Genomic DNA, 24318 nt, shown 5'->3' with positions numbered 1-24318 from the left:
ATTCCGGGAAAGCGGCGGCGGAGCATCATTCTTGCACCACCGCCAATGTTTGAAGTGGCACTAGCCGTAATAATCGGGCGCCTTCTTGAAATATTGCCAGTTCTCGAGATCGTGGCCGGTAACAACGAGCGCGCCCGTCTGCTGCGCGATCATCCGCAGCTTCTTGACGCTTCTCGCCGTGTCGATGGCAGAGGTCAGAAAGCCTGGAAGGCATTTCTCATTCCAATGATCCAAGGTGTAGGCAGCATCTATCACCAGCAGGATCGGGCCGGACTCTGGAAGAGTTACCAAGATGGATTGGTGCCCTGGAGAGTGACCCGGCGAGGTGTAAGTCTTTATGACGCCGTCCCCATAGAGGTCAAAGCCATCGGTTTTGTCGCCTTCGAGGAAGTACCAATCGAGACCGGGCTTATCGAAGTCCTTGCGGATATATCCCCCTGCAGCGAACCAATCGGCGGTGAATGCATATTCGTACTCCGCCCGCTGGACGATGTGGGTCGCATTGGGGAAACGTCCCGTGCCACCGGTATGATCGAGGTGGAGATGGGAGTGGAGGACGTATTTTACATCTTCAAGCTTGAACCCGGCCTTAGTCATCTGATTGACGCAGGTCTCGTCCTCCGTCAGCATCGGGTAATAGACATCCGCTGTGGCGCCCCAGTGGCCCTTTGGGTCCTGGGCGGCCTCAAGCGCAATACCGCCGTCGATGACGACATTCCCCTTCGGATGTGTAACCAGATACCAGGGGATTGGGGTGATGAATTCACCCTGTCCCATTCCCATCTTGATGTTGACTTCCTTTTGTCGGATGTGTCCCGTCTGGAACATGTAGAGCCGTATATCTGTCACTTTCTTCCTCCTCGAATGATGGGCTCCTACCTGCCCACGACTTCCAGCTGGCCCTCAAGCGCCAACAGCGATGTCGGCCCTTGGTGCGGCATCCTTGCTGATCGTCATCGCCAACAAGCCGTCCCTATCGCAACCCGATCGTGGAAGATGGGCTGAAACCGCACCGTCGTGCACGACCATGATCGTTTCAGATAGAGCCAGCAGTTCCTTCACGGACGTCGAAATCACGATGATGGCGGCACCGGACTCGGCCATTTTCAAAATGATTTCGTAAATCTGGCGGATCGCGCCGACATCGACGCCCGACGTCGGCTCGACGAAGACGTAGACTCTCGCCTGTCGTTCCAGCCACTTGCCGATGACTGCCTTTTGCTGGTTGCCGCCCGAGAAATATCGGATCGGACGATCGGGCGCGTTGGGATAGATCGAAAGGCGCTGGATGATCCCCTGGGCGTAACGGCGTTTGGCCGTACCCTGCACAAGGCCCAGTTTCGCAAGTTTCGATAGCGCCGGCAGACTGACGTTTTCCGCCATGGACAGGCTCGGAAACAAGGCCTGTTTGCGCCGCTCCTCGGGAATGAGGGCGATACCGGCTTCCAAGGCCTCTCCCGGATTGCGAATAACCTTAACGCCCCCGTCAATGACGATCTCGCCTTCATAGGCGGAGAGGCCACCGAGGCATTTTTCGATCTGCTCCATGCCGGCGCCTAACGGACCAGTCACGCCCAAAATCTCCCCTGCCCTGACGTTCAGCGAGAGAGGCGCCAACCTAGGGGTCGAAAGGCCTTTGAGTTCCAGAACGACACGGTTCTGACTGAGGCCGTGATTTTCGATTTGCAGATCTGCCGAGCTTCTATTGACCATGAGCTGTGTCACGATCTCCTCGTCGATCTTGCCGCGTTCCAACGTACCCGAGACGCGGCCGTCGCGAAGGATTGTGGCGCGGTCGCACAACAGCTTCACCTCGTGGAGCCTGTGCGAGATATAGACGATCGTGATGCCGCTCTCTTTGAACGTCCTGATCATCTTGAAGAGGAGCTCACTTTCGCCTGCCGACAGGCGTGCTGTCGGTTCGTCGAGAATGATCAGCTTGTAGCGACGGTGAAACAGCGTCGCCAGCGTCACCATCTGCATTTGTGCCGCCGTGAGGGTCGATGCTTTGCGATCGGGATCGAGATCAAGACCGATCTCCCGCATGATCCTTGCCGCTTCCTGGCGGATCCTGCCTCTGTTAATCCAGACACGGCTCGGCTCGTTTCCAAGCAGAATGTTCTCGGCGACCGTCATGCTGCTGGCCAGTTCGGAATCCTGATAGACAGCCCCTAGTCCGTGAGCATGGGCATCGACCGGCCGATGCACATGGATCGGCTTGCCGTCGAGCAATATTTCTCCACTGGACGGCGAGTACACGCCCGTCAGGATCTTGATGAGCGTGGACTTGCCGGCACCGTTCTCACCCAGCAGACCGTGAACTTCGCCACGTTCGAACGAGAGGGAAATTCCCTTCAGAACCTGAATGCCGGCGAAATCCTTTGCAAGGTCCCGGAGTTCGATCAATGGAGTTGCCATGGTCGTTTCCTCAAATGAACTTCAGGTGAATTTCTTCACGATTGAGGGCCGCATTGGCGCCCACTGCTGCCAGCAGAACGAAACCGTTGAACAACTGGCGCGTGGCGAACGAAATCCCGATCATGTTCATGCCGGAGCTGACCATGTAAAGAAAGAAGACGCCAAGCAACGTTCCTAAAACATGCGGCTTACCCTTACCCAGGATTGTCGCGCCAAGGAACACGGCGGCAAACGCTTCGAGGAGATATCCCTGACCACCGACCGGCTGCGCGGACGATGAGATCGATGTCAAGAGGACGCCACCGATGCCGCTGAACAGGGCGGACAGGACGAAGCTCACGATCACCCAGCGATAGACGCTAATGCCGGAGTAGTAGGCAGCCATTGGATTGTCGCCAACGGCACCGATGTAATGCCCGGCCTTGCTTCGCGTGGACAGGACGTATCCACAGGCGAACACGGCGGCAAGGATGATCACCGGGAACGCAATTGGGCCAATGCGTCCTTGCCCGAGGAACCTGAATACCGCTTCGTTGTAGTCTACCGGAATCTGGTAGCCGCCCGACAGGTAGGTGTTGACACCGCCAAGCAGAAACATGACGCCGAGCGTCGTGACGATGCCAGAAAGCCGGCCATAGGTGACAAGCACGCCGTTGACCGCACCGATAAAGCAAGCGGCACTTAGTCCGACTGCTGTCGCCCCGATCCACCCGATGCTCGGGATGAGCAGTGCGGTAACGATGGAGGTAGTCGTCACCACCGCGCCGATCGACAGATCGAAGCTTCCTGCGGCCACGACGTAGGTCAGGCCCATCGAGAGCAATGCGCTGACGATCATCGAAAACAGGATGTTGTTGAAATTCGAGATCGTACCAAAGTAAGGGCTCATGAGCGTGAAGAACACGCCAAACAGAATGATCACGAGAATTGTGCCCCAACGCCGCAGGAAGCCAAGGATCAGGCCGGCTCCGGTGTCGGTTTGAATGTCTTTGCGGGCCTTTGCGACGGCGCCTGTCGAAGGTGTGGACATCACGGGTTCTCCCTAAGATGGGTGTTTCAATCGGGCGTCGCGATCCTACGTCGCGCCATCGACCTTCAAAAAAATGCCCCGGGCATCCAAGACCCGGAGAACGCGTCTCCGGGCCTGCGTCCTCGGGAGGTAATGTTAGCCGCCGTAGTTCTTCAGGAGTTCGATGGCCTTCTGGTCCATCGCTTTGAGGTCTTTGAGAGCGGCAGCGGCGTCGGTCTTTTCAATTGCCGTCACAGGGACATGGTAGACGTAGTTCGGGACGTCCTGCCCCTGCCCCAGGGCCAGGGCGATCTCGCCGACCTTGTCGCCAGCCGTGTGGTAGGGAACGTCTGTCGAAAAGGCGATGGGGCTATCGGGCGAAGCCATTTCGGTCAGCAGTTGATCGGAGAAATAGTGGTTCGCGACAATTGCCTTCCGCCCCATCTGCGTCAGCGCCTGCGATGCGCCAACGGTCAACGGCCACCACCAGGACACGATCGCTTGGATGCTTTCCGGATCGGGATTGGACTGAAGCAAGGATAGAGCGTTCTCGCGACCCTTAGAGATTTCATCGGATGTCGATGTCGCACCGGTCATGAACGGCAGCATCTTCATGCGTGGCTCGAATTTCGTCATCAACGACAACTGGTCGACTTCCATGTCGAACGGCGTGTAGAACCCGCGATCTTCAGCCGTTTGGACGATCGTTCCCTGACGTGCCAGCTTGTTCTGAATCCAGTATCCCATGGCCGTGCCGGTTGCCCAGGTGTCCTCCTGGACAGACGGCGAATCCTTGACCGGCACCATGAAGCCGACGGTCTTGATACCCCGGCGATGTGCTTCATCGACGATATAGGCAGTCTCGGATTCCTGCGAATAGATACCCAGAATGAGAACGTCGATACCTCGGTCCATCAGTTGGCGGGCAGAGTCTTGCTCGCTCTGCTTCGAAGGTTCGCCACGAACCGTGACAAGCTCGCCGCCGTTATCCAGCACCGTCTGGGCAATTCGCCAGCAACCGCGTCGCCAAGGCTGGTTGAACGGGCCATAGCAAAGACCAAGGCCGACCTTCACCTTCTTGCCGTTCGATACGAACTTGGGAATTTCGCTCGTCAGTGCATAGGCAGATTGGGCTGTTGCAGCCAGGACGCCCGCTGCAGCGATCCCTGCCCCGAGCCCTGCCAAGATCTGCCGCCTGTTAAAGCCAATTTGCTCCTGCATTTCTTCTTTCCAGAACTTCGTCACTTCCGGTCCTCCCTTGTGAAATTCTCTACCTCTCGAAGCGCCTGCCCACTCGCTGGGTCAGGCTGCTCTGTCCTCCCGGATCATGGCGGCGCCTTTTTCAGCAATCATCAGGACGGCCGCCATCGTGTTTCCGGAAATCTGCGTGGGCATCACCGATGCGTCGATTACTCTCAAACCCTCGATCCCATGGACGCGGAGACGATCGTCAACGACCGCTTGCGGCCCCGTCCCCATGCTGCACGTACCCACCGGGTGATAAATCGTCTGGCCGTTCTCGCGTGCGAAGTGGAGCCATTGTTCGTCAGTCTCGACGTTTTTTCCCGGGCTCATTTCATGCGACACGAATGGTTTCAGCGCGCTCTGTCCGACAATGTCTCGTGCAATCTTCATCCCACGGACGAGGGTGTCCTGATCTTCGCCGGTCGCGAGAATGTTCGGCCGTATTGCAGGTGGAGCAAAAGGATCCGCGGATTTGATGTGGATCGTCCCGCGCGATTCCGGACGCAACGGCGAAACGCCAATCGTCATCCCCGGCTGATGATCGAGCTTGCGATCGGCTGCGTTGGCGTAACTTGCATGCATGAAGAAATATTGGACGTCTGGCGATGATAGTCCCGGCCGGGTCCTGACAAATCCATGAGCCAGGCCAGTCGCGAGCGTCAGGATGCCTTTTCGGGTGACGAAATAGCGGGCAACTGCCTTGGCGAGTGCGACCCCTCGGCTTTGTTCGTTCAATGTTATCCGTTGGCTGACGCGCCAGTTCATCCGCGTGCAAAAATGATCCGCGTAATTGGCACCGACACCGGGCAACGCGTGATTGACGGCAAGGCCTGCAGATTTCAGGATTTCGGGATCACCGATTCCAGAAAGCTCAAGTATTTGCGGCGATTGAACCGCGCCTGCCGCTAGAACGACGTCCTTGGCGGAAACCTGATATTTCTGGCCGTCGCGATAATATTCAACGCCGGTTACGCGGGCGCCGTCAAGAAGCACGCGCGTGACATGTGAATTGGTCTGCACTTCCAGATTTGGGCGGTTTCGGGCCGGTTGCAGATATGCTGTCGCCGTGCTCCAGCGCCGTCCATTACGCTGATTGACCTGATAGTATCCAAATCCGTCTTGATCAGTGCCATTGTAGTCACTGTTCGTTTTAAATCCTGCCTGCAAGGCGGCAGCGATAAAGGCTTCCGAAAGGATTGGTCGCTCCTTTACCCGGACGACATTCAACGGTCCATCGCCGCCGCGAAGCTCGCTCGATCCGTCTTCGAAATTTTCCATTTTCCGGAAGTACGGAAGGACGTCTTTAAAGCCCCAGCCCTTATTGCCAAGCTGGGCCCATTGATCGAAATCCTGCGGTTGTCCCCTGACGAAAATCATGCCGTTGATCAGCGAGGAACCGCCAAGTCCTTTGCCCCGGGGAACCACGATCTTTCTCTGAAAAACGTTGTCTTCGGGCTCCGTCCAGAAACGCCAGTTGAAGCGCTCATTGACAAGAAGTTTTCCAAAACCAGCCGGGATGTCGACCCAGAATCCTTTGCCCTCCCCGCCCGCCTCAAGCAGGAGAACTTTGTAGTTGGCGTCTTCGGTCAAACGGTTGGCTAGGACGCAGCCGGCCGTACCCCCGCCAATGATGACGCAGTCGAAAGTCATATGAATACTCGCTTTAAAACTTGGGCTGTTACGGCAAGGACCGGCTCAAGCGGCCGGCGCCGAACAGGGTCATACGTCGATCATCGCTACCGAGATTTGCTGATCAACAGATCTACAAACCGATCGCACGAACCTTATGAGAGCCATTACTTCCTCCTCATCTGGCGACGCAAAACTCGTCGCTGTCAGCAAACCGCCTGATGGGCAGCGCCACTCCTCTTGTGTAAACTAACCATAAAACCAAGTTGCCTGACAAGTATGAATCTGATTAGATGTAAAAAAAATTTCGGCGTGTTGGAGCTGCCTTCTCCCCGTGGTACCGGAGTTGGCGGCCAAGCACTCTGGAAATGAGAAGGCTTTGGTGCGACTACCGCGAAACGGGCTTAGGTGGGAGGAAGCAGAATGGCGACTACGAAGGTGATAAGCAGAGCTCCTTCGCTTGCAGACTCTGTAGCAACGAGTATCCGCGGTGAAATCACCGCCGGTGGGTACATAATCGGTGATAAGCTCCCCACGGAAAAGGAATTAGCAGAGACCTACGGAGTGAGCCGTCCAATTGTGAGAGAGGCGATCAACTCGCTGAAGCGCGATGGCCTCGTTGTAACCCGTCAAGGACTCGGCGCTTTCGTCAGCGAAACACGCGAGCAAAGCTTTCGGCTGACAAGCTTCGACTTGAACGACGCCCTTGATATCCGCAACGTGATCGAGCTTCTGATGGCAGTGGAAGCCGCGGCAACGGCACTCGCTGCCGAACGTCGGACGGACGATGATCTCAAAATCATCGAGGCACGTTTAAATGCCATGCAGACGGCGATCGATCGCGGCGAAAGTGGGGTTGATGAAGATATGCAGTTTCACCGCTCGATCGTCGAGGTCGCTCGCAATCCCTATTTCCGCGACATGTCCGATTTTCTCGATGCCAATGTGAGAAACTTCATTCGGAAAGCCCGGGAAAATACGGCTCGATTGCAGAGCGGTTTGGTCCAGCAGGTTCAGCAGGAACATCGTGCAATCTATGAAGCCATTGCGTCCGGCCAGCCGCAAGCCGCTCGAAAGGCCGCTGAGGCTCATCTCATTGGAGCCGCCAAAAGGCTTGCGCTATACATCGAGCCGTAGACGCAATGGTCGGACGTCCTTGACTGCGTTCCAGAACTCGGCTGCTGGCGAATTTGAAAGCGATAGGATAAGTAAATAAGTGGCGTCTGCAAAGTCTCCTTCTTGCGCACACTTGTCGCGCCCTTCGACTGCCTCTCACACCTAAAAAGGCGCTTGCAAATCTCGCCATCAGACGACGGTCTTACTGTTTCTAATACATGCGGAGAGTCGATAGACCACAACTACGATGTGATCGCGTCATCGCCCATTCAGGCCTATTCCTTTCCTATCGTTGAACTTCGGAAAAACGCGGCAACCATGTCTGCGGTAACGCCGTCGATCGTTTCAGGGTGCCACTTCGGGCGTCGATCCTTATCGATGACAGCGGCCCTGACCCCCTCGTAAAAATCAGGTTCCTTCAAAATCTGTTTACAAGCGAAGAGTTCACGGTCCAGGCAATCAAAGAGGCTTCCACTCACGGCACCTTCTCGAAGAAGCCGGAGTGTCACCTTTAAACTCTTGGGCGACCGAGAGGACAGAGCACGAATCGTGTTCTCGCCAAAGCTGTCGTCTTCCTTCGCGAGTGCTGCGAAGATCTCTTCGACATTGTCGAAGGCGAACACCCGATCGATCAAATTACGACCTTCTTGAACTGGTCCACGCAGTGGATCAACCGAATATTCTTTTAACAAGGCGTCGCACGTCCCCGAGCCGCTGCCCAGCGGCAAGTTCGCCAGTCTGTCAAGGATCTCCGGCAGCAGCCTGGACTCGACCTTGACATCGGCAAAGCCGGTGAAAATGGCGTCGTCCGCATTTATATCGAGCCCGGTCAACCCAATCCATGTGCCGGTTTCGCCTGGCATGCGCGGCAGAAACCAACTCGCCCCCACATCCGGAAAGTATCCGATTCCTGTTTCCGGCATTGCCAAGCGCGTTCGCTCCGTCACGACCCTATGACGTCCGTGCGTGGAAATCCCGACGCCACCACCCATTGTAATGCCATCCATGAGAGCGATGTAAGGCTTCGGATAGCGCGCGACGCGATAGACGAGCGCAAATTCCTCGCGCCAGAAAGTTTCTGCGTCAGGCGATGCAGCCCGTCCGCTTTCATAGAGAGCTCTGATGTCTCCGCCGGCGCAAAAGCTGCGCTCGCCCTCGCCAACAACAACGACGATCGCGATTCCGGGATCGAGCTCGAAAGCGTCGAGCGCAGAACTGATCGCCCTTACCATCCCGATGGTCAGGCTATTTAGAGCGCGAGGACGATTGAGCCGGATAATGCCGCTTGAACCGTGATGTTCAACGAGGATGTGCTCGTCGGAACTGATATGCATTCTGCCTCCCAAATGTGAAATTGGTCGATATGGCGAAAGAAAAAGCTAACGCACCAGGATCGCTCTAAAGTCGTTCACATTGGTCCCCGTGGGGCCGGTCTCGAAGAGGTCGCCGATCGCCGCAAAACCCGAATAGCTGTCATTGCCGTCGAGCAGACGGCGCGGATCCAGCCCGGCTGTGCGCAGGCGTTTGACCGTTCCACCATCCGCGAAGGCTCCCGCGTTGCTTTCAGACCCGTCGATGCCATCGGTATCGGCCGCCAATACGTCGATCTGCCGGCCGTCTATCGCCAGCGCCATGGCGAGCGAGAACTCACCGTTCCGGCCACCCCGCCCGCCTTTGGCGCGCAGCGTAACCGTCGTCTCGCCGCCCGACAGAAGAACGACCGGTTTGCGGAACGGGCGATTTCGCGCCTCGATTTCGCGCGCAATGGCCGCAAACACAAGAGCTACGTCACGCGCTTCGCCCTCTATGGAATCCGAAAGGATGACGGCCTCGACGCCCTCCCGCTGCGCCATCGCGGCGGCCGCGTCGAGGGATACGCCCGCGGAGGCTACGATATGATGACGGTGGTTTGCGAATACCGGATCGTCCATGCGTGGTGCGTCAGCCGCTTCGGAATGGAGATGATCGACGCAAGCCTGCGGCAGATTCAATCCGTATTGTCCGACGATTTCGATGGCATCATGCCGCGTGGAACCATCCGGTATCGTTGGACCGGATGCCACATGGGCAGGATTGTCGCCAGGAATATCCGAGACGATGAGGCTGACGACCTGCGCTCTTGTGGATGCCGCAAGCCGCCCTCCCTTAATGGTCGACAGATGCTTACGCACGACGTTCATGGCGGAAATTGGCGCCCCGGAGGCAAGCAGAGCCTCGTTGACCGCAATCTCGTCATCGAGGGTCATGCCAGCCGGCGGCGCGGGAAGAAGCGCCGAACCGCCGCCGCAGATCAGCGCGATGACCAGATCGTCCTGAGTGAGATCGCGAACGGCAGACAGGAGCCTCTGCGATGCGACAAGACCCGCGGTGTCAGGGACCGGATGCGAAGCCTCAATGATCTCGATATTGCGGGTCCCACATCCGTAACCATAACGCGTTACAACGACACCTTCGAGCTTGCCGTCCCACGCGCTCTCCAGCGCCCGCGCCATCTGTGCCGCGCCTTTGCCGGCGCCGACGACCACCGTTCGGCCTTTCGGGCGTGCGGGGAGATGCGATCTGATCCCCGTGAGAGGATTGGCGGCGCAAACAGCCGCGGCAAAAAGCGAGGCGAGGAAATCGCGGGAGGAAGATGGGGTCATGATTTGTTTTTCTTTTCAGCTCTGCGGAGTGGTCGAACCCGCCTTCTCCTCGTTATCACGATGCAATGACAAACGGCTTTTTGCTCCCCTGGACGGAGAACTTTCCGGTCAATTGTCCCAATTCCTCGGCTTCATCGGCTAGTTGCCGGCTTGCCATGGTCGAACGTTCGGCAATGGCCGCATTTTGCTGCGTCATCTGATCGAGGCTGTTCATCGCCTGGCTCACCTCCCGCAGTCCGACAGCCTGTTCTTGCGCGCTCTCGGCGATACCAGTGACAACATCGCTGATGTCCGCTACCTCGCTGGCAATGCGCTTTAGGACGAGCCCCGTTTCACCGACCATCTTCACGCCATCGCTGACTTGAGCGCTCGACGTCATAATGAGGCTCTTGATCTCCTTGGCAGCATCGGCCGAGCTTTGAGCGAGCGTTCGGACCTCTTGGGCGACCACCGCAAATCCCCGTCCCGCATCGCCGGCTCTTGACGCCTCTACCCCTGCATTCAATGCCAGGAGGTTCGTTTGAAAGGCGATGTCGTCTATGATCCCGATGATCTGCGAGATCTTCTCCGATGAAGCCTCGATCTGCGACATTGCTTCCAACGAGCCATTGACAACGACACTGCTCTGCCTGGCGTCTATCGTTGCCTGTTCAACGATTTTCTTGGCCTTGGCGGCGCCCTCCGCTGTCCGCTGAAGATTGGAGGTGATCTCGTTCAGCGCTGCAGCCGTTTCCTCAAGGCTGGCCGCTTGAGTTTCGGTGCGAGCGGAAAGTTCGGCGGCTGCGGTACGGATATCGGAGCTGCCGCTGCGAATGTTTTTGGTGCTGGAAACGATAAGCTCGATCGTCTCGTTGAGGGAACCGACCGCATTGTTGAAATCGAGCTTCAGCTTCTGATATTCCTCCGGAAAACTGGTATCGATCTCACAGTGCAAGTTCCCGTTTGCCAATTGCGCGAGACTGGTCCCGATCCGGTCGAGCACGAATGCGAGTTCACGCGCCGCGTCCGCCGTCTGCCGAGCATTTCGCTCTCTTTCCTCCTCGGCCAATCGTCTCTGGTCGGCGGCGTCTCGCTCGACTTGAAGTTTGGCCCCCGCGTTCTGACGAAAGATCGAAACAGACTTGGCTATTCCTCCCAATTCATCGTTCCGGCGGCTTTCCTTTGCGGGCAGTTGGTAATTAAGGTCGCCTTCGGCCAAGGCGGAGATGGCTCGATGAATAGACGACAGGCGGCGCAAAAGGCTATTGCCGACGTAGCCCCAAGCGATAGCGATGGAGAGGGCAACGCTGAAGACGGCGAGCAGGGCAAGGTAAAAGCGGGTCTTGGTGACGGTCTCGCCGGATGTGGATATCCGCAATGCCGATGACGATTGAGCCGCTTTTACAAGGCTCACAATCTGGCTGGACAGCGCGATGATCCTATCTTGGTTCGCCAGCAGCGTATTGTTTAAATCCGCTGTAAGGCTAATCTCTTCATTTCGGATCGAGAAAATGTTTCGGTCCGCCCGCCCGGGCGCAAGAAGCCGCGCTACAGCAGATCGGATGTCCTCCATCTGCAGTTCAGGCGGAAGGATTTCAATGGCGGTCTCGATATTTTGGGCCGCCGTTTTGAACCGGCCAGCCATCAGCTTTGTTTCCGTCGGGGTCCGCGTATTTGAGATTTCGGCGTACAGCGCGATAATGCTGTTGGCTTCAGAAAACATCTGCCAGCTGTTCTTGATCTGAACAAATTTCTGGTCCGAATTCATGGTTGCCGATCGGTCGAACGGCACCGAAAGATCTGCAGAAGACATCGATTGAAGCAGAAACTCCAGATCAGAGGCAGCGGATTCTGCAATGGGGCCCATGGAGCCCGTTGCAGAGGCATACGCTGCACGGGCATCGCCAATCATTCGGGTTCGCTCTCCACGAAGGTCGAACTGGATATTTTTCAATCGCAGGAGATTCTGTGTGTTCGATTCCAGATCCTCAAAACTTTTCCGAATCGTATCGATTGTTGACGGTTCGATGCCGCTGTCGATCAAAGCCTGCAACGTCCGATCGAGCACGGCCTTCTGCTCGGAACTTATAGCGTCCTTTCCACCGAGAGCGACACTATCATCAGCAGAGGCGATGACCGGAACCCGCGCTGTGATCTCGTTGGCGAACCGGGCCAGCGCGAGGGAATGATCAAGTTGAGGCAGACTCTGCGTTTGCAGCTCGTGAAAACCAGCGTCGACATTTTGAAAAGCAAGGAAACTCAGGAAACTTCCGGCAACAGTGAGGAGCGTCACGATGGCGAATGACCCGATCAGGCGTCCCCTGACGCCCGTCAGAAGATTTAAGGTTTTCCCGCTATTGAAACGTGTCCACTGCGTCCTCATTTGACCCCTCGCCTAACAGTCTTTGTAGTTGTCACCGGGCTTCGGCCCGCCCAATTTCGACCATCGTGGTCGCCAATAACTGCCGGTGGCTCAACTCCCAAACCTAGGCTCAGCGATGCCGGTCACGCCCAATCCGTGGATTGCAAAAAGACTGCCGCGCAGCTGGCCATCGCCGGGAAAGCGTGGAAGAGGCGGCTTTGCCATCGACGTGACGTACAGAATGTCGAGATTGGGCCCTCCGAACATCGCACTTGTGATCTTCTTGACCGGCATTTCAATCACGCGGTCGACGGAGCCGTCAGGCGCATATCGAATGAGACGGCCATCATAGACAAGTGCATTCCAAAGGTATCCTTCGGCATCAACCGTGGACCCGTCGGCTGCCCCTCCCTTCGAGGTGTCAACCTTGGCAAAGGTTCGACGGTTGGCGACTGCTCCCGTCTCTATGTCGTAATCATAGGCCCATATCTCGCCCGACCATGTGTCTGTGAAATAGAAGGTCCGGTCGTCCGGACTGAAGCAGGGTCCATTCGAGCAGATAATGCCACTGTCGATTTTTGTAACGCTGAAGTCTGGGTCGAGGCGATAGAGGGCCCCGTTCGGTCCCTCTTCGTTCGTATCCATCGAACCCGCGATAAACCGGCCGCGGCGGTCGACTTTGCCGTCGTTCAAACGATTGGCGCGCAGATCCGGCTCGGGGTCATGGATCAATGCGACGTCGCCGGACTTGAAATCGAGCGTATGGAAGCCGCGCTGGAGAGAGACGACCGCGCCGGCACCATCCTTGCGGATCGCCATCGATCCGATCTTCTGCGGCACATCCCATGCGCGCAGTTCGCGTCCATCCATCGTCGCGCGAAAGACCCGCCCGTCAAAACTGTCGATCCAGTAGAGGCGCTCCTGCTCCGCATCCCAAAGCGGTCCTTCGCCGAGCGTCGTCTTAACATCAACAACGACCTCAATTTTCATGGTTTCCTCCCATCCGGCAATTCCGTTGCGCTGGTGGCAACCCTCCTTGCCACCAGCCTGAATGAGCGCATGGCGCAGCTATCAGAAATTGACCTCGCAACCGCCTTTCAAGGACAGGATTTCCCGGGCCTCGTCCGGCGTTGCGACAGTGAGCCCCATGCCTTCGATGATTTTGCGCACCATGGTGACCTGCTCAGCATTCGTTTCTGCAAGTTTGCCTTTGCCGGCCCAGATGCTGTCTTCGATCCCGACGCGCACATTGCCACCAAGGGCCGCAGCCTGGGCGGCAATGCGCAATTGACTGGAGCCGGCGCCGAGCACGGACCAGCGGTAATCGGCGCCAAACAACCTGTCTGCGGTCCGTTTCATATGCTGGACATCTTCGGGATGTGTCCCGGTTCCCCCCAGCAGCCCAAAGACGGACTGCACGAAGAACGGCGCTTTAACCAACCCGCGATCGGCAAAATGCGCCAGATTGTAAAGGTGGGAGGTATCGTAGCACTCGAACTCGAAACGGGTGCCATTGTCGTAGCAGGTTTCGAGAATGTACTCGATGTCCTTGAACGAGTTGCGGAACACAAGGTCCCGGGATGCCTCCAGTTGGGGCTTCTCCCAATCGAACTTCCATGTCTTGTAGCGGTCGGCGAGGTGAAACAGTCCGAAATTCATCGACCCCATGTTCAGGGAGGCGACTTCCGGCTTGAACTGTGCGGCCGGTCGTACGCGCTCCTCCACCTTCATGAACGGGCTGCCGCCGGTGGTGATGTTGAGCACGGCATTGGTGTTCTGCTTGATGCGGGATAGGAACTTGGCAAAGCCTTCCGGCGTCTGGTCCGGCTTGCCGTTTTCCGGATCGCGGGCATGCAGATGCAGGATAGACGCACCGGCTTCGGCAGCCCCCAGTGCCGCCGCCGTGATCTCGTCCGGCGTGATTGGCAGATACGGGGTCATGGTCGGCGTATGGATCGCGCCGGTGACCGCGCAGGTGATGATGACTTTTCCGTTCGTTGCCATGAAGGCTATTCCTTTTAACGTGACAGCTCTTGGTCGACTTTGGATTTGTGGGTGCGTAGTCGCATAAGGCGACGGTCGCGCCAGACCTGGCGCTCGGCCAGATCGCTTTCGGGAAGAACGCGTCGGCGAGATTCCAGAACGTCTTTTAGGACGGGTCCGTCCCATTCGACGCGCTCGCGCATCTGCTCGAACAGACCGCTATACATGGCCTGATAGCGCTCGACATAGTCCTTGATACCGCCAGGCGCATTGAGATCGATGGTCTCGAACGGCCCGATGAACGACCAGCGGAGGGCTAGCCCATCTGCTATGCCACGGTCGACATCCTCGGCAGATGCGTAGCCGTTGGCGACAAGGCGAAACGCCTCCTCAAGAAGGGCAGCCTGCAGGCGGTTCATAATGAAGCCGTCGACTTCCTTTTTCATCATGATCGGAACCTGACCGATGCCAATGAGGAATGCCTCGGCCTTCTTCATGATCTCCGGTGACGTCCAGGAGGCTGGTACGACTTCCGCGGCGGGAATGAGATAAGGAGGATTGATCGGATGCACGACCAGGCAACGGTGTTTGCCTTTCAGCCCCTCGGAAATCGCCGATGGCAGAAGCGCCGAACTGGAGCTTGCGAGGATGGTGTCGGGATCGGCCAGTTGGTCGAGGCGTGCAAACAACGCTCGCTTTTCGGTAATTTTCTCGGGGGCGCATTCCTGCACCCAGCCGCTACCGTCCAAAGCTTCTTCAAGTGTGGCGCAGGCCGTGATCAGAGCGAGCACGTCGGCTGGCGTCCTGCCATTGAGAAAATCGTTCTGTGCCAGATCCTCGAGAACGGTCGTGATGAAATCTTTGGCTCTGGCGTTGCCCTCGGCATCCGGATCCCACAGGCGAACTTGGCATCCAGCCCGCGCAAAAGCGATCGCCCAAGCTCGCCCGATCAAGCCGACCCCGACGACGGCGACCCTATGTTCTGCATCGATCGCCATCACAATGTTTCCACGTTCCCATCGACACCGATCGATTGCCCGGAAATGTTGCGCCCCGCATTGGAAAGAAGAAACGCCACCGTTTCGGCCACGTCTTCCGGGGTCACCATTCGGCGCATCGAAATGCGCTCGAGATAGCGCCTTTCCATCTCGTCATAGCCAATCCCGACCTCCGCGGCGCGATCCCTGATGACGCCTTCCATTCTGGCTCCCGCAACGATGCCGGGGAGAATGGCATTGACGCGGATGTTGTGAGGTCCCAGTTCCTTGGCAAGGCTTTGAGTAAAACCTATAACGCCGAATTTGGCGGCCGAGTATGGTGTGCGGTAGGCGTAGCCGTGCCGTCCGGCAGCCGACGACATGTTGACGATCGCGCCCCCGCCCGCCGCTTTGATCCGCGGCACGGCGAAGTGTGTGCAGAGGAACTGACCGGTGAGGCCGATCTCGACGCAACGACGCCAATCAGATGGAAAGATGTGCTCCACTCCGCCCGTCGGCCCGGCGATGCCAGCATTGTTGATCAATGCGTCCAGGCCGCCAAAGGACTCACCAATTGCGACGAAGAACGCTTCCACTTCCTCGTCGCTCGAAACGTCGGCCTTGGTTACGAGGGCATCAGGCATATCGCGCCGCGCTGCGTCGAGTGCGCTGTCGGAGACGTCGAACAAGGCGACGCGGGAGCCATGGGCATAGAGCAGTTTGGAGATCGCAAGCCCAATGCCGCCCGCACCTGCCGAAATAGCGACACGCTGACCTTTTAGGCCGGAGAGAAGGGAGGTCTGCTGAGTGGTCATGTTAGTTGTTCCTTTCGCGAAGAGCGACGACGGCGGCCAGGACGACGCAGCCGAAGATGATGGCCCTGAAGGCGTAGGGCAGTGATGTACCGGCAAGCAGGGTCTGGAGCGCGGTGAGCAGCAGCGCGCCGCCAACCATACCGAGATAGTGGCCTCTGCCGCCGGTGATCAACGCGCCGCCGACGACGACGACCGCAATGGAGGGAAGGAGATAGTCGTCTCCCATGCCGAGGCTTGCCTGGCCCGAGAAACCCGTGAGGAGCACGCCGACCACACCGGCGCAAACTGCCGAGAGCATGTAGACAAGGATAGTTACGCCACCCGTGCGGACACCAGATAGTCGCGCCGCATCGACACTGTTACCCAAGGCGTAGACGCAGCGCCCAAAAGTGGTCCTACCCAATAGAAGAACGCCACCGGCAATGAACAAAATCAGCGCATAAATAACCGGGCTCACACCGAGCAGATGGCCGGTCATGAACCAGCGCAAGCCCGAAGATGCAAAGCCGGAAGGCGTTCCATTCGAATAGAGCAAGGCGACACCCTGCAGAATTCCGTTCATGGCGAGCGTCACGAGAATGGGCGAAAGACCGAGAACGACGACGCCGAACCCATTGAGAAAACCGAATAGTGCCGCCATTACGAGTACTATCGGTACGGCGTAGATGAGCGCTGCGTCGGAGCCTTGCACGACGCCTGCGAGCATGACGCCTGAAAGACCGATCATCCATGGAACCGATAGATCAAGTCCGCCCGTCAGGATCACGGAGCCTTGGCCCAGTGCCAGGATCGCCAGGAAAGTGGAAAGCACGAGCAGGGAATTCCAATAGTTCCAGTTCCCGAAGACGCTGCCCAGCACGAGCTGCGTGGCGATCAGGACCAACACAAGGCACGCATAAGCCGGAAGTGCGTAACGGAGCGTTTCGGCGTGTTTTCGCAGGAAGCCAGGTTGCGGACCACGCGCGCTCACGCTTACGCCGCTCCGGGCGACGAATGCCAGCCGTCGGTCGGTCTGGTCCCTTTGCGAAACGAGCTTTCCTGCGCGCCACGCCGCAATCGTTGCCGCAGCACTTTTAAGCTGTTCGGTGAACACAGAATGGCGTGACACAGAGGAGAGAAGGACGGCGCAGATGAGGACGATACCCTCCGCGATGGTGGAGAAATAGGCCGAGACGTTGAGTGCAAGCAGGATATTGACAATGATCATCAGCACCAGAGCGCCGAAGATCGTGCCGACCGGGCCGCCCTTGCCTCCCCCAAGCCGCGTCCCGCCAATGACTACGGCTGCAAAGATCGACAACAGCAGCGGATTGCCGACGGTCGGATCACCGGAACCGGTCTGTGCGCTGACGAAGACGCCCGCCATTCCATAGAGCCCGCCGGCAAGAACGTAAGTCACGAACCGAACCAACGGCACCCGCACGCCGAGTGCCGCAGCCGATGCCCGATCGCTGCCGACGGCATACAGTGCGACGCCATAGGGTGTTCTTTTGAGCCAGCCCCAACCCAGGACCAAAGCGGCGAGCAGCAGCAGTGCCGAAGGTACGAACCCAGGGATCGCATCTCCCATGTAAAAGGTGCCAAGCGACGGCGACACGAAACCACCAGGCTGATCCAGCACCAGAAGCGTGGTACCCTGAATGATGAACATTGTGGAGAGCGTCACGACAATGGGCTGCAAGCGAAAGATCGCGATGAACAATCCATTGAACGCCCCGACAGCCATACCTGTAGCGATGCCGACGAGCGTCCACAAAAGGACCGAAGCCTCCGCATCGGCTGGGTTCATATTGGCGGCGAGAACGGCGTTGACAAGCGAAATGACTGCGCCTGCCGACAGATCAAAGCCGCCCGAGAGAATGACGAGTGTCTGACCAAAGGCTGCGAGTGCCAACGGCGTGGCACCGCTGATCAGGAAGGAAACGTCGAAATAGCTGATCTGCCCCGGACTGATCGCCGCCTGCAGCAGCATGAGGCCGAAGAACACAACGATAGCAACGACCATCCCACGTGCCCGACCGACCGAACGGCCGAATATGGCTGGCACACGGGCATTGGCACCGTTGTTCAAAGCCTCTGTTGGCAGCGAGACGCTCATACCTGGTTCCTCCGTGAACTGTCATGGCTGGCATGCCTTCCACCCAGGGCCGCCTCCATTATTGCCGTTTCGGATATTTCGTCGCTCTGCAGGCGGAGGGCGACGCGACCCTGATAAAGAACCGATACGCGGTCGCAGAGATGGACCAGTTCGGGTACCTCGGTTGAATGGAAGAGAATGGCGCCGCCGGCATCTGCGAACCTTCTCATGAGGAGGTACAATTGGTGCTTGGTGCCAACATCGATGCCGCGGGTCGGATCGAATAGCAGCAGGATGCGGCTTTGCGCCAGGAACCACTTGGAAATCGCGATCTTCTGTTGATTGCCGCCGGAAAAAGACCCTGCGGCCATGTACAGAGCCCGATCGGCAACTTCGACCGCTTCAAACACCGCACGTGTTGCCGCTTTTTCCGCCCTGAGGTTGAGGAGCCCGTATTGCGAGAATTGACTAACGACGGGCAGGCTGGCGTTGGCAGTTCCGTTCAGCTTTAGAAACAGACCCTCCGTCTTGCGGTCCTCGGGCACGAAGCCAATACCGATCGATGGCGAAAGAGCGTCAGCAGGTGACTTGAGATAAACCTCTTTGCCATCGACAAGGATGGCGCCGCGCTTAATCGGGAGCGCGCCGAAGCAGGCCGAGAACAGGTCGATCTGGCCCATCCCTTGCAGTCCCGCCACACCGTGGATTTCGCCCGGCCGCAAGGTCAGATCAACATCGGCGAGTTTTTCTCCCGCTTCCAGCTGCCGTACTTCGAGCACAGGCTCGCGCGCTTGCACGCCGGCAGCTGGTCGCGGAGGAAAGGAATTCTCGATCGATCGCCCGATGATCTTCTCAACCACTTCATCGTCGGTCACGTCGGCGACATTTGCCGTGACGATATGTTTGCCGTTGCGAAGGATCGTCAGCCGGTCGCAAAACTGCCGGACTTCCGGCAGCCGGTGTGAAATGAAGACGATCGTCGTGCCGATACGCTTGGCGTTGGCGATGATCTCTCCCAGCCAAATCACATCCTTGCCAGAAAGCGCCGATGTCGGTTCATCGAGCAACAGCACTTCAGGCTTGCGATAAAGAGCGCGCGCTATCTCGATTTTCTGCTGGACCGACAGATCGAGTTCACCGGCAATGGCATCGAGATCTACATCCAAGCCGATTGCCTTGAAATGGGCCGCGACCGCGCGTCTGGCTTGAGCACGGCGAAGCATACCGAACGGTCCGATCGGCGCACTTGGCAGAAGCATGTTTTCCAGGACAGTCAGATCGTCGACCAGTGTCAGTTCCTGAAAGGCCGTCTGAATGCCGCAGCGGTGCGCGTCGCGTGGCGTCTTCAGGGAAACCGCCCTGCCATTGATAAACAACGACCCCTGGTCCGGCGTGAGCAGGCCAGACAACAGCTTCATCGTCGTTGACTTACCAGCGCCATTTTCACCGAGAAGGGCATGGACCGTTCCCTTCTTCACCGAAAAGGTGGCCGAATCGATTGCCTTCGTTGCGCCGAAAGACTTCGACACGCCTTCGATCGCCACTGCCTGTGACGCCAAACGCTCTTCCATGAGACTGTACTCCAATTGGAAATGGCCGGCGTTTGTTGCTCGCGCCGGCCGGCTCGCCTACTCGTCGGGCTGTCCGACAAGCGCGGCCTGCAGGCCGAGACCGGGAAGCTCCGTCGAATAAATCGATGCGAACCAACCTGGATTGGAGACAAGTGACGGCTGGAAAGCGTTGCAGCCGGCCTTCAATTCGGACCAGTCGCCAGTTTCGCAAAGCTTGATCGTTTCATTGGTGACAAGCGGCAGTGGCAGGGTCGTATGCTTGGGCACGTCCTTTCCATCGATCAGATCCACTGCAAGCTTCAGTGCCAGCGCACCGGAATAGGGCGGCGACGCATAGGAAATCCTTGGGGCTCCCATCGGAATGTAGGGACTGGATCCGCCGTCGACTTTGGTACCGGCGGGCAGCATCTGAATGCGGCCGCCATTCGATCCTTCGCCGGCACAGGGCAGCAATTGCTCTGGCGTCTTGCCGGCCTCAATTTGCATCGAGTTGGCAGTGAAGCAGCCAACCTGCATCCACAAGCCATTGATATCATCCCACTTCCTGGTCGAGAGGAGTTTGGAGATCTCGGTGCGGGCAACAGCCTGACTCCACATGCCGACGGCCTCGCCGACAATTTTGATATCCGGATGCTTGGCGAAAACCTCCTTGGCGGCAGCTGTGCGCGCGGTATCGACGGATGTTCCCGGTACCCCGGTCACCATGATGATATTGCCTTTGCCGCCGAGCTTGTCCACCAGCCATTCCGCCGTCTTTTGGCCAGCCTCGGCCTGGTCGATCGTAACGTTATAGGCGCAGGGTTCGGTGATTTCACCATCATAGGCGATGATCTTGACGCCCTTGGCGCAAGCACTCTTTACCACCTGATTGAGGGCAGTCGGCGAGATCGGGTAAACGACAATGGCTTCCGCGCCGGCCTGTACCATCGCATTGATTTGCTGGATTTGGCGCTGCGCATTCGGTCCTGCTACCTGGACGTTCAGATTGATTTTGTCGGCGTACTCTTTCGAGGCCGCAAGCGCCTTGACCATGTTGGCGGCCTCGGCCTGCCAGTCGTTGCCGATGTAGCTCATCGACAGGTAAACCTGATGTTTTCCCTGCGCCTGCGCGGCAGTCATCGCCGCGGCGGCCATCGGCACGGCGCACAGAAGTGCTTTTACAAGTGATTTCATTTTCATCCTCCATCGCCGGCGGTAGGGCCTCCTCGCCCTTCATTACCGCTCCAGCTGATGTAAGATTTCTGATAATTGATCAAAAGTCAATTCCTCTTTATCAAATCGCAGATTTTTGCTAAAGAGGGGTTGGTTGATGGGTAGGAGATGAAATGCACGGAATATCTGAGCAGGTTTTGCCGCTGCGACGCGAAACGCTGGAGGACGGCGTCTATAGGCAATTGTGCGACCTGATCCTGCGTGGCGGGATTGTCCCCGGAGAATCCATTACTGTTGCAAGCCTCGCGGAGGCATTCGGCGTCAGCCCCATGCCGGTCCGCAACGCCCTCACCCGATTGTCGACTGCCGGCGCTTTGACGGTCCTCTCGGGCAGAACCATCGGCATTCCGAAGCTCACTCGCGAAAGGCTGGACGAACTCTTGCGGGTAAGATTGACGCTCGAACCGACAACCGCCGCATGGGCGGCCGAACGGGCCGGACCTCGGGATGTCGGAGGCTTAAACAGGAGCTTCCAGGCACTATTTGAGGGTCAGGAGGCTGGCGACACGAAGCTCTATCTGCAGTCGAACTATGACTTTCATTTCGAGGTATATCGCCTCGCTCAGTCGCCAATCATGCTGTCGATCATTGAAAGCCTCTGGCTGCAGATCTCACCATACTTTCACCTCCTGAGGGCGTCGGGAAATTTCCGAATTTCAAATCGTCATCACGAGGACATCTTCCACGCGATCGAAAACAATAAACCCGACAAGGCCCGGCAAGCGATGCATGACGACATCTCGGATGCGTATGAGGTGCTCACGGGTTATCTCTGACATTCGAGACTCTTTGTTCCGGCTGCTAGCATATCCCACGAGATCTTCGAGCCTCGCTGGCTGCATTGGTAGCCTTTCCAATGCATGGAACAAGCGTGGCGCGATCGTACCGTGATTGCAGGTTGGCGTCGGAAGATGGGTCCGCGTCAATATCGGACGATTGCGCACCTACATAAATTCCAGACGCGGAGCGCGTCATTCCTGCAGTAGGAGGATCGGCAGGTGGTTCGTGACGAGCTTGGAACCAACACGGCGACGGCCTTGGTTTCATTGGAGGAGCAACAAAAAGTATCGCCTGGCGATGGCCCCATAGGACGGGGGTCGGTGACGATCTTGCGCTTCGAGTGTCTGGTTCTCACAATCCTGATCTTGGTGTGGTGGTTGTTATCGCCGGAGGGAATAACTTCCAGCGATTGGCAGGGACTACTTCTTGCCGCGACACCGCTCGCCATTGCCGCAATGGCGCAGACTCTACCGATCGTTGCCGGCGGCCAGGGCTTGTCGGCGGGTGCGACGTTGGTGCTCGTCGCCGCGGTCATCCCGTCTATACCGATGTCGTCTCCCGCCGACACCATCATCGTCATCGGGATGGGGTTGTTGATTGGCTTGGCTGTCGGGGGGCTTAACGGCGTGCTTATCGGCTATGCCGGACTGCGCTCGACTTCGGTCACCCTTTCGACCGGCGCTGGAGCGATGGCCTACGCGCTCGAGCATCTAGAGAATAGCTACCTGCCGGCGCCGCCCGCGCTCGCGGCGCTGCTCTACAATGCCACAATCGCCAACATATCTATTGTGCCGCCCTTGATGCTACTGGCGGTCTGCCTTGCCGGCGAACGATTGCTGCGGTCCGGGCTCGGCGCCAAGCTTCGCGCACGTGGCGCCGATTATTATGCGGGCGGGGCGCGATATGGCGGCTGGCCTGTACTCTTTGCCTATACCGTGGCGGGAGGCGGTGCAGGTGTTGGCGGAGTATTGCTGGCTGGAGCGCTCGGCTCCGTCAATGTCGCCTTCGGTGCGCCGGTGCTACTGCAGATCCTAGCTGCGACCGCACTCGGCGGAGGTGTTCCAGGGCTTCGTGGCGGATCGGTCGCCGGGTCGCTGCTTGGCGCGTTTATCGTTGTTGCGACCGGAAATCTTATGGTTCCGCTGGGCATCCCAGACTATTTCTCGACCGCTATCGACGCGACTTGGCTACTCCTCGGGTTTTTGCTTTGCCTGGTCGCTCAGCGAGCCCTCGTTCCAACGCAGGTTTCTTTCGAGGTGCCGAAGCGCGCACGGTGGGCGTTGCCACTGCCGGTCGTACTTTTGTTATTCCACTTTCGGCCAGAGGCCAGCGATCTCGCCACATTAATCGCCGGAATCTGTTTACTGGGCGTAGGCCAGGCGGCGGTACTTCGAACCGGGGCTGTCGATCTGTCGATGCCGGGGCTCATTTCGGCAGTCGCGATCACCACTGTGGCGATGACTGGGGGCTTGAACGCAAATCTAGCGACGACATTGCCGATGATCGCAAGCGCCGCGTTCGCCGTCGGCGTTATTCAAGGCTGGATCGCTTCGCGCATTGGACGCGCGGCGATGGTAGTGACCCTTGCTACCGCCGGGTTTGCGCAGGCTTGGGGTTCAGGATTGCTTGTGGAACTGCCAACCGGATTTGCACCGCCGCTCCTTTCATCGATGACAAATACGCGCTGGCTCGGGGTTTCGCCTGCCGCCTGGGTCATGGCAGCCCTAAGCATCGTCCTGGCGTTTTTGTTGGATAGCCGCATGACGCGAGGCAGCAAACGTCGAACTGCGGTTTTAGGCTATATCGCCAGCGCTTTAGGGTCCGTCGTTTTCGGCGTCTTCGTCGCAAGCCTTGGAGGAAGTGCGCATTACAGTCTCGCAGATACCTACCTCCTTCCCGCTGTAGCTGCCGCCCTCCTCGCCGGCAACCTCTTGAAACGCGGCGGCTGTCATCCGATAGCCTTTGCGATCCCTGTCGCGATCCTGATCGTGCTGGTGGACACGCTTCTGTTGTCCTGGGGAGCAAACTATGCTGAACGTATCTGGGCGTTGATGACATTATTGATTCTAGGCGAGAGCCTTCACTTTCTCGGCGTTCGACGCCTGGCCACTAGCACGATCAGGATTGCGGTCGGATCCGAAGGGACCCCGGGCCTGTGATGACACCATGTATGTCCGTCGACGAGGCAGGCGGCTGGTGGCTTGTCATGCCGGCAAAGTGATAAACGGGCTGTCTAAGTGACGTTTTTTAGGGAAAGAAAGAGCTTGCGTTTATCGCCTTAGATGTTCGGGTAGATGTCGGGCACATATTGGCTGAAAAACCTTGCCGGCGCTATTGGCCGTCATGAACTCGACCGCGCCCTCTCCAAGTGGTCGGCTCGGTAAATTTGAAGGTGCTGACCAGGTATCGCCGGGCTAAAGTACGCAAGCGCCTCCGTCGCCGGACGCCCCAACGCGCTTTCCCGAGCTCGATGCGTGTGTGCGCCTGCAGATCCTCAACCCAG

18 protein-coding genes are annotated in these 24318 nt (G+C 57.9%); 3 read left to right on the top strand and 15 right to left on the bottom strand.

From position 1 onward, the window contains the following. Positions 1-60: 60 nt before the first annotated feature. From attM to JTP94_RS10560, 5 genes are all read right to left on the bottom strand, one after another. Positions 61-849 carry an N-acyl homoserine lactonase AttM gene (attM, locus tag JTP94_RS10580; protein ID WP_204850453.1) on the bottom strand — a complete coding sequence of 263 codons (789 nt, stop codon included), beginning with the start codon at positions 847-849 and terminating at the stop codon, positions 61-63. Between the two features lie 54 nt (positions 850-903). After that, positions 904-2418, bottom strand: coding sequence for a sugar ABC transporter ATP-binding protein (locus JTP94_RS10575; protein WP_204850452.1), 1515 nt, complete (start codon positions 2416-2418; stop codon positions 904-906). Positions 2419-2428: 10 nt separating this feature from the next. Then, positions 2429-3340, bottom strand: coding sequence for an ABC transporter permease (locus JTP94_RS10570; RefSeq protein WP_312038147.1), 912 nt, complete (start codon positions 3338-3340; stop codon positions 2429-2431). Positions 3341-3583: 243 nt separating this feature from the next. After that, entirely contained in the window at positions 3584-4648 is a 1065-nt protein-coding gene (locus JTP94_RS10565) for a substrate-binding domain-containing protein (RefSeq protein WP_204850450.1), read from the bottom strand. Positions 4649-4729: 81 nt separating this feature from the next. Beyond that, positions 4730-6322: a GMC family oxidoreductase gene (locus JTP94_RS10560; RefSeq protein ID WP_204850449.1), complete on the bottom strand. Its 1593-nt coding sequence runs from the start codon at positions 6320-6322 to the stop codon at positions 4730-4732. A gap of 402 nt (positions 6323-6724) precedes the next feature. Here JTP94_RS10560 and JTP94_RS10555 point away from each other — a divergent pair, with 402 nt between their 5' ends. Continuing rightward, positions 6725-7438: a FadR/GntR family transcriptional regulator gene (locus JTP94_RS10555; RefSeq protein ID WP_204850448.1), complete on the top strand. Its 714-nt coding sequence runs from the start codon at positions 6725-6727 to the stop codon at positions 7436-7438. Positions 7439-7692: 254 nt separating this feature from the next. Here JTP94_RS10555 and JTP94_RS10550 read toward each other — a convergent pair whose 3' ends face one another. The 10 genes from JTP94_RS10550 to JTP94_RS10505 all read right to left on the bottom strand — a co-directional run bounded on the left by JTP94_RS10550 (position 7693) and on the right by JTP94_RS10505 (position 20996). Then, positions 7693-8751 (bottom strand): enoyl-CoA hydratase/isomerase family protein, encoded by a 1059-nt coding sequence (locus JTP94_RS10550; protein ID WP_204850447.1) that lies wholly within the window; start codon positions 8749-8751, stop codon positions 7693-7695. Between the two features lie 45 nt (positions 8752-8796). Further along, positions 8797-10059, bottom strand: a complete 1263-nt coding sequence (locus tag JTP94_RS10545; RefSeq protein ID WP_204850446.1) for a glycerate kinase — start codon at positions 10057-10059, stop codon at positions 8797-8799. A gap of 55 nt (positions 10060-10114) precedes the next feature. After that, complete coding sequence (locus tag JTP94_RS10540) at positions 10115-12421, bottom strand: HAMP domain-containing methyl-accepting chemotaxis protein (protein ID WP_204850445.1); 2307 nt, start codon at positions 12419-12421, stop codon at positions 10115-10117. A gap of 90 nt (positions 12422-12511) precedes the next feature. Next, positions 12512-13390 carry an SMP-30/gluconolactonase/LRE family protein gene (locus JTP94_RS10535; RefSeq protein WP_204850444.1) on the bottom strand — a complete coding sequence of 293 codons (879 nt, stop codon included), beginning with the start codon at positions 13388-13390 and terminating at the stop codon, positions 12512-12514. Positions 13391-13471: 81 nt separating this feature from the next. Next, positions 13472-14404, bottom strand: coding sequence for a 3-keto-5-aminohexanoate cleavage protein (locus tag JTP94_RS10530; RefSeq protein WP_204850443.1), 933 nt, complete (start codon positions 14402-14404; stop codon positions 13472-13474). Positions 14405-14418: 14 nt separating this feature from the next. Then, positions 14419-15381, bottom strand: coding sequence for a 3-hydroxyacyl-CoA dehydrogenase (locus JTP94_RS10525; RefSeq protein WP_204850442.1), 963 nt, complete (start codon positions 15379-15381; stop codon positions 14419-14421). Next, complete coding sequence (locus JTP94_RS10520) at positions 15381-16175, bottom strand: SDR family oxidoreductase (protein ID WP_204850441.1); 795 nt, start codon at positions 16173-16175, stop codon at positions 15381-15383. Before JTP94_RS10520 ends, JTP94_RS10525 begins: the two co-directional genes overlap by 1 nt. Position 16176: 1 nt before the next feature. Next, the gene (locus JTP94_RS10515) at positions 16177-18273 is read right to left on the bottom strand and encodes an ABC transporter permease (RefSeq protein WP_204850440.1); all 2097 of its coding nucleotides are present in this window, start codon (positions 18271-18273) and stop codon (positions 16177-16179) included. After that, positions 18270-19823 carry a sugar ABC transporter ATP-binding protein gene (locus JTP94_RS10510; RefSeq protein WP_204850439.1) on the bottom strand — a complete coding sequence of 518 codons (1554 nt, stop codon included), beginning with the start codon at positions 19821-19823 and terminating at the stop codon, positions 18270-18272. Before JTP94_RS10510 ends, JTP94_RS10515 begins: the two co-directional genes overlap by 4 nt. Positions 19824-19880: 57 nt before the next feature. After that, positions 19881-20996, bottom strand: coding sequence for a sugar ABC transporter substrate-binding protein (locus JTP94_RS10505; protein WP_246754799.1), 1116 nt, complete (start codon positions 20994-20996; stop codon positions 19881-19883). A 152-nt stretch (positions 20997-21148) separates the two neighbouring features. Here JTP94_RS10505 and JTP94_RS10500 point away from each other — a divergent pair, with 152 nt between their 5' ends. Both JTP94_RS10500 and JTP94_RS10495 read left to right on the top strand, forming a co-directional pair. After that, complete coding sequence (locus JTP94_RS10500; protein ID WP_204850437.1) at positions 21149-21811, top strand: GntR family transcriptional regulator; 663 nt, start codon at positions 21149-21151, stop codon at positions 21809-21811. Positions 21812-22033: 222 nt separating this feature from the next. After that, positions 22034-23974 carry an ABC transporter permease subunit gene (locus tag JTP94_RS10495; RefSeq protein ID WP_204850436.1) on the top strand — a complete coding sequence of 647 codons (1941 nt, stop codon included), beginning with the start codon at positions 22034-22036 and terminating at the stop codon, positions 23972-23974. Positions 23975-24318 lie beyond the last annotated feature (344 nt).

This window comes from Martinezella lusitana (assembly GCF_016901135.1).
Taxonomy (GTDB): Bacteria; Pseudomonadota; Alphaproteobacteria; order Rhizobiales; family Rhizobiaceae; genus Rhizobium; species Rhizobium lusitanum_D.
The sequence above is the reverse complement of the archived record's forward strand: the minus strand, read 5'-3'. Positions and strand labels throughout refer to the sequence as shown.

Bases quoted from the DNA above. Each gene is read 5' to 3' on its own strand.
- JTP94_RS10575 (WP_204850452.1), bottom strand. From the start codon at position 2,418: ATGGCAACTCCATTGATCGAACTCCGGGACCTTGCAAAGGATTTCGCC.
- JTP94_RS10565 (WP_204850450.1), bottom strand. From the start codon at position 4,648: ATGCAGGAGCAAATTGGCTTTAACAGGCGGCAGATCTTGGCAGGGCTC.
- JTP94_RS10560 (WP_204850449.1), bottom strand. From the start codon at position 6,322: ATGACTTTCGACTGCGTCATCATTGGCGGGGGTACGGCCGGCTGCGTC.
- JTP94_RS10555 (WP_204850448.1), top strand. From the start codon at position 6,725: ATGGCGACTACGAAGGTGATAAGCAGAGCTCCTTCGCTTGCAGACTCT.
- JTP94_RS10550 (WP_204850447.1), bottom strand. From the start codon at position 8,751: ATGCATATCAGTTCCGACGAGCACATCCTCGTTGAACATCACGGTTCA.
- JTP94_RS10545 (WP_204850446.1), bottom strand. From the start codon at position 10,059: ATGACCCCATCTTCCTCCCGCGATTTCCTCGCCTCGCTTTTTGCCGCG.
- JTP94_RS10540 (WP_204850445.1), bottom strand. From the start codon at position 12,421: ATGAGGACGCAGTGGACACGTTTCAATAGCGGGAAAACCTTAAATCTT.
- JTP94_RS10535 (WP_204850444.1), bottom strand. From the start codon at position 13,390: ATGAAAATTGAGGTCGTTGTTGATGTTAAGACGACGCTCGGCGAAGGA.
- JTP94_RS10530 (WP_204850443.1), bottom strand. From the start codon at position 14,404: ATGGCAACGAACGGAAAAGTCATCATCACCTGCGCGGTCACCGGCGCG.
- JTP94_RS10525 (WP_204850442.1), bottom strand. From the start codon at position 15,381: ATGGCGATCGATGCAGAACATAGGGTCGCCGTCGTCGGGGTCGGCTTG.
- JTP94_RS10520 (WP_204850441.1), bottom strand. From the start codon at position 16,175: ATGACCACTCAGCAGACCTCCCTTCTCTCCGGCCTAAAAGGTCAGCGT.
- JTP94_RS10515 (WP_204850440.1), bottom strand. From the start codon at position 18,273: ATGAGCGTCTCGCTGCCAACAGAGGCTTTGAACAACGGTGCCAATGCC.
- JTP94_RS10510 (WP_204850439.1), bottom strand. From the start codon at position 19,823: ATGGAAGAGCGTTTGGCGTCACAGGCAGTGGCGATCGAAGGCGTGTCG.
- JTP94_RS10505 (WP_246754799.1), bottom strand. From the start codon at position 20,996: ATGAAATCACTTGTAAAAGCACTTCTGTGCGCCGTGCCGATGGCCGCC.
- JTP94_RS10500 (WP_204850437.1), top strand. From the start codon at position 21,149: ATGCACGGAATATCTGAGCAGGTTTTGCCGCTGCGACGCGAAACGCTG.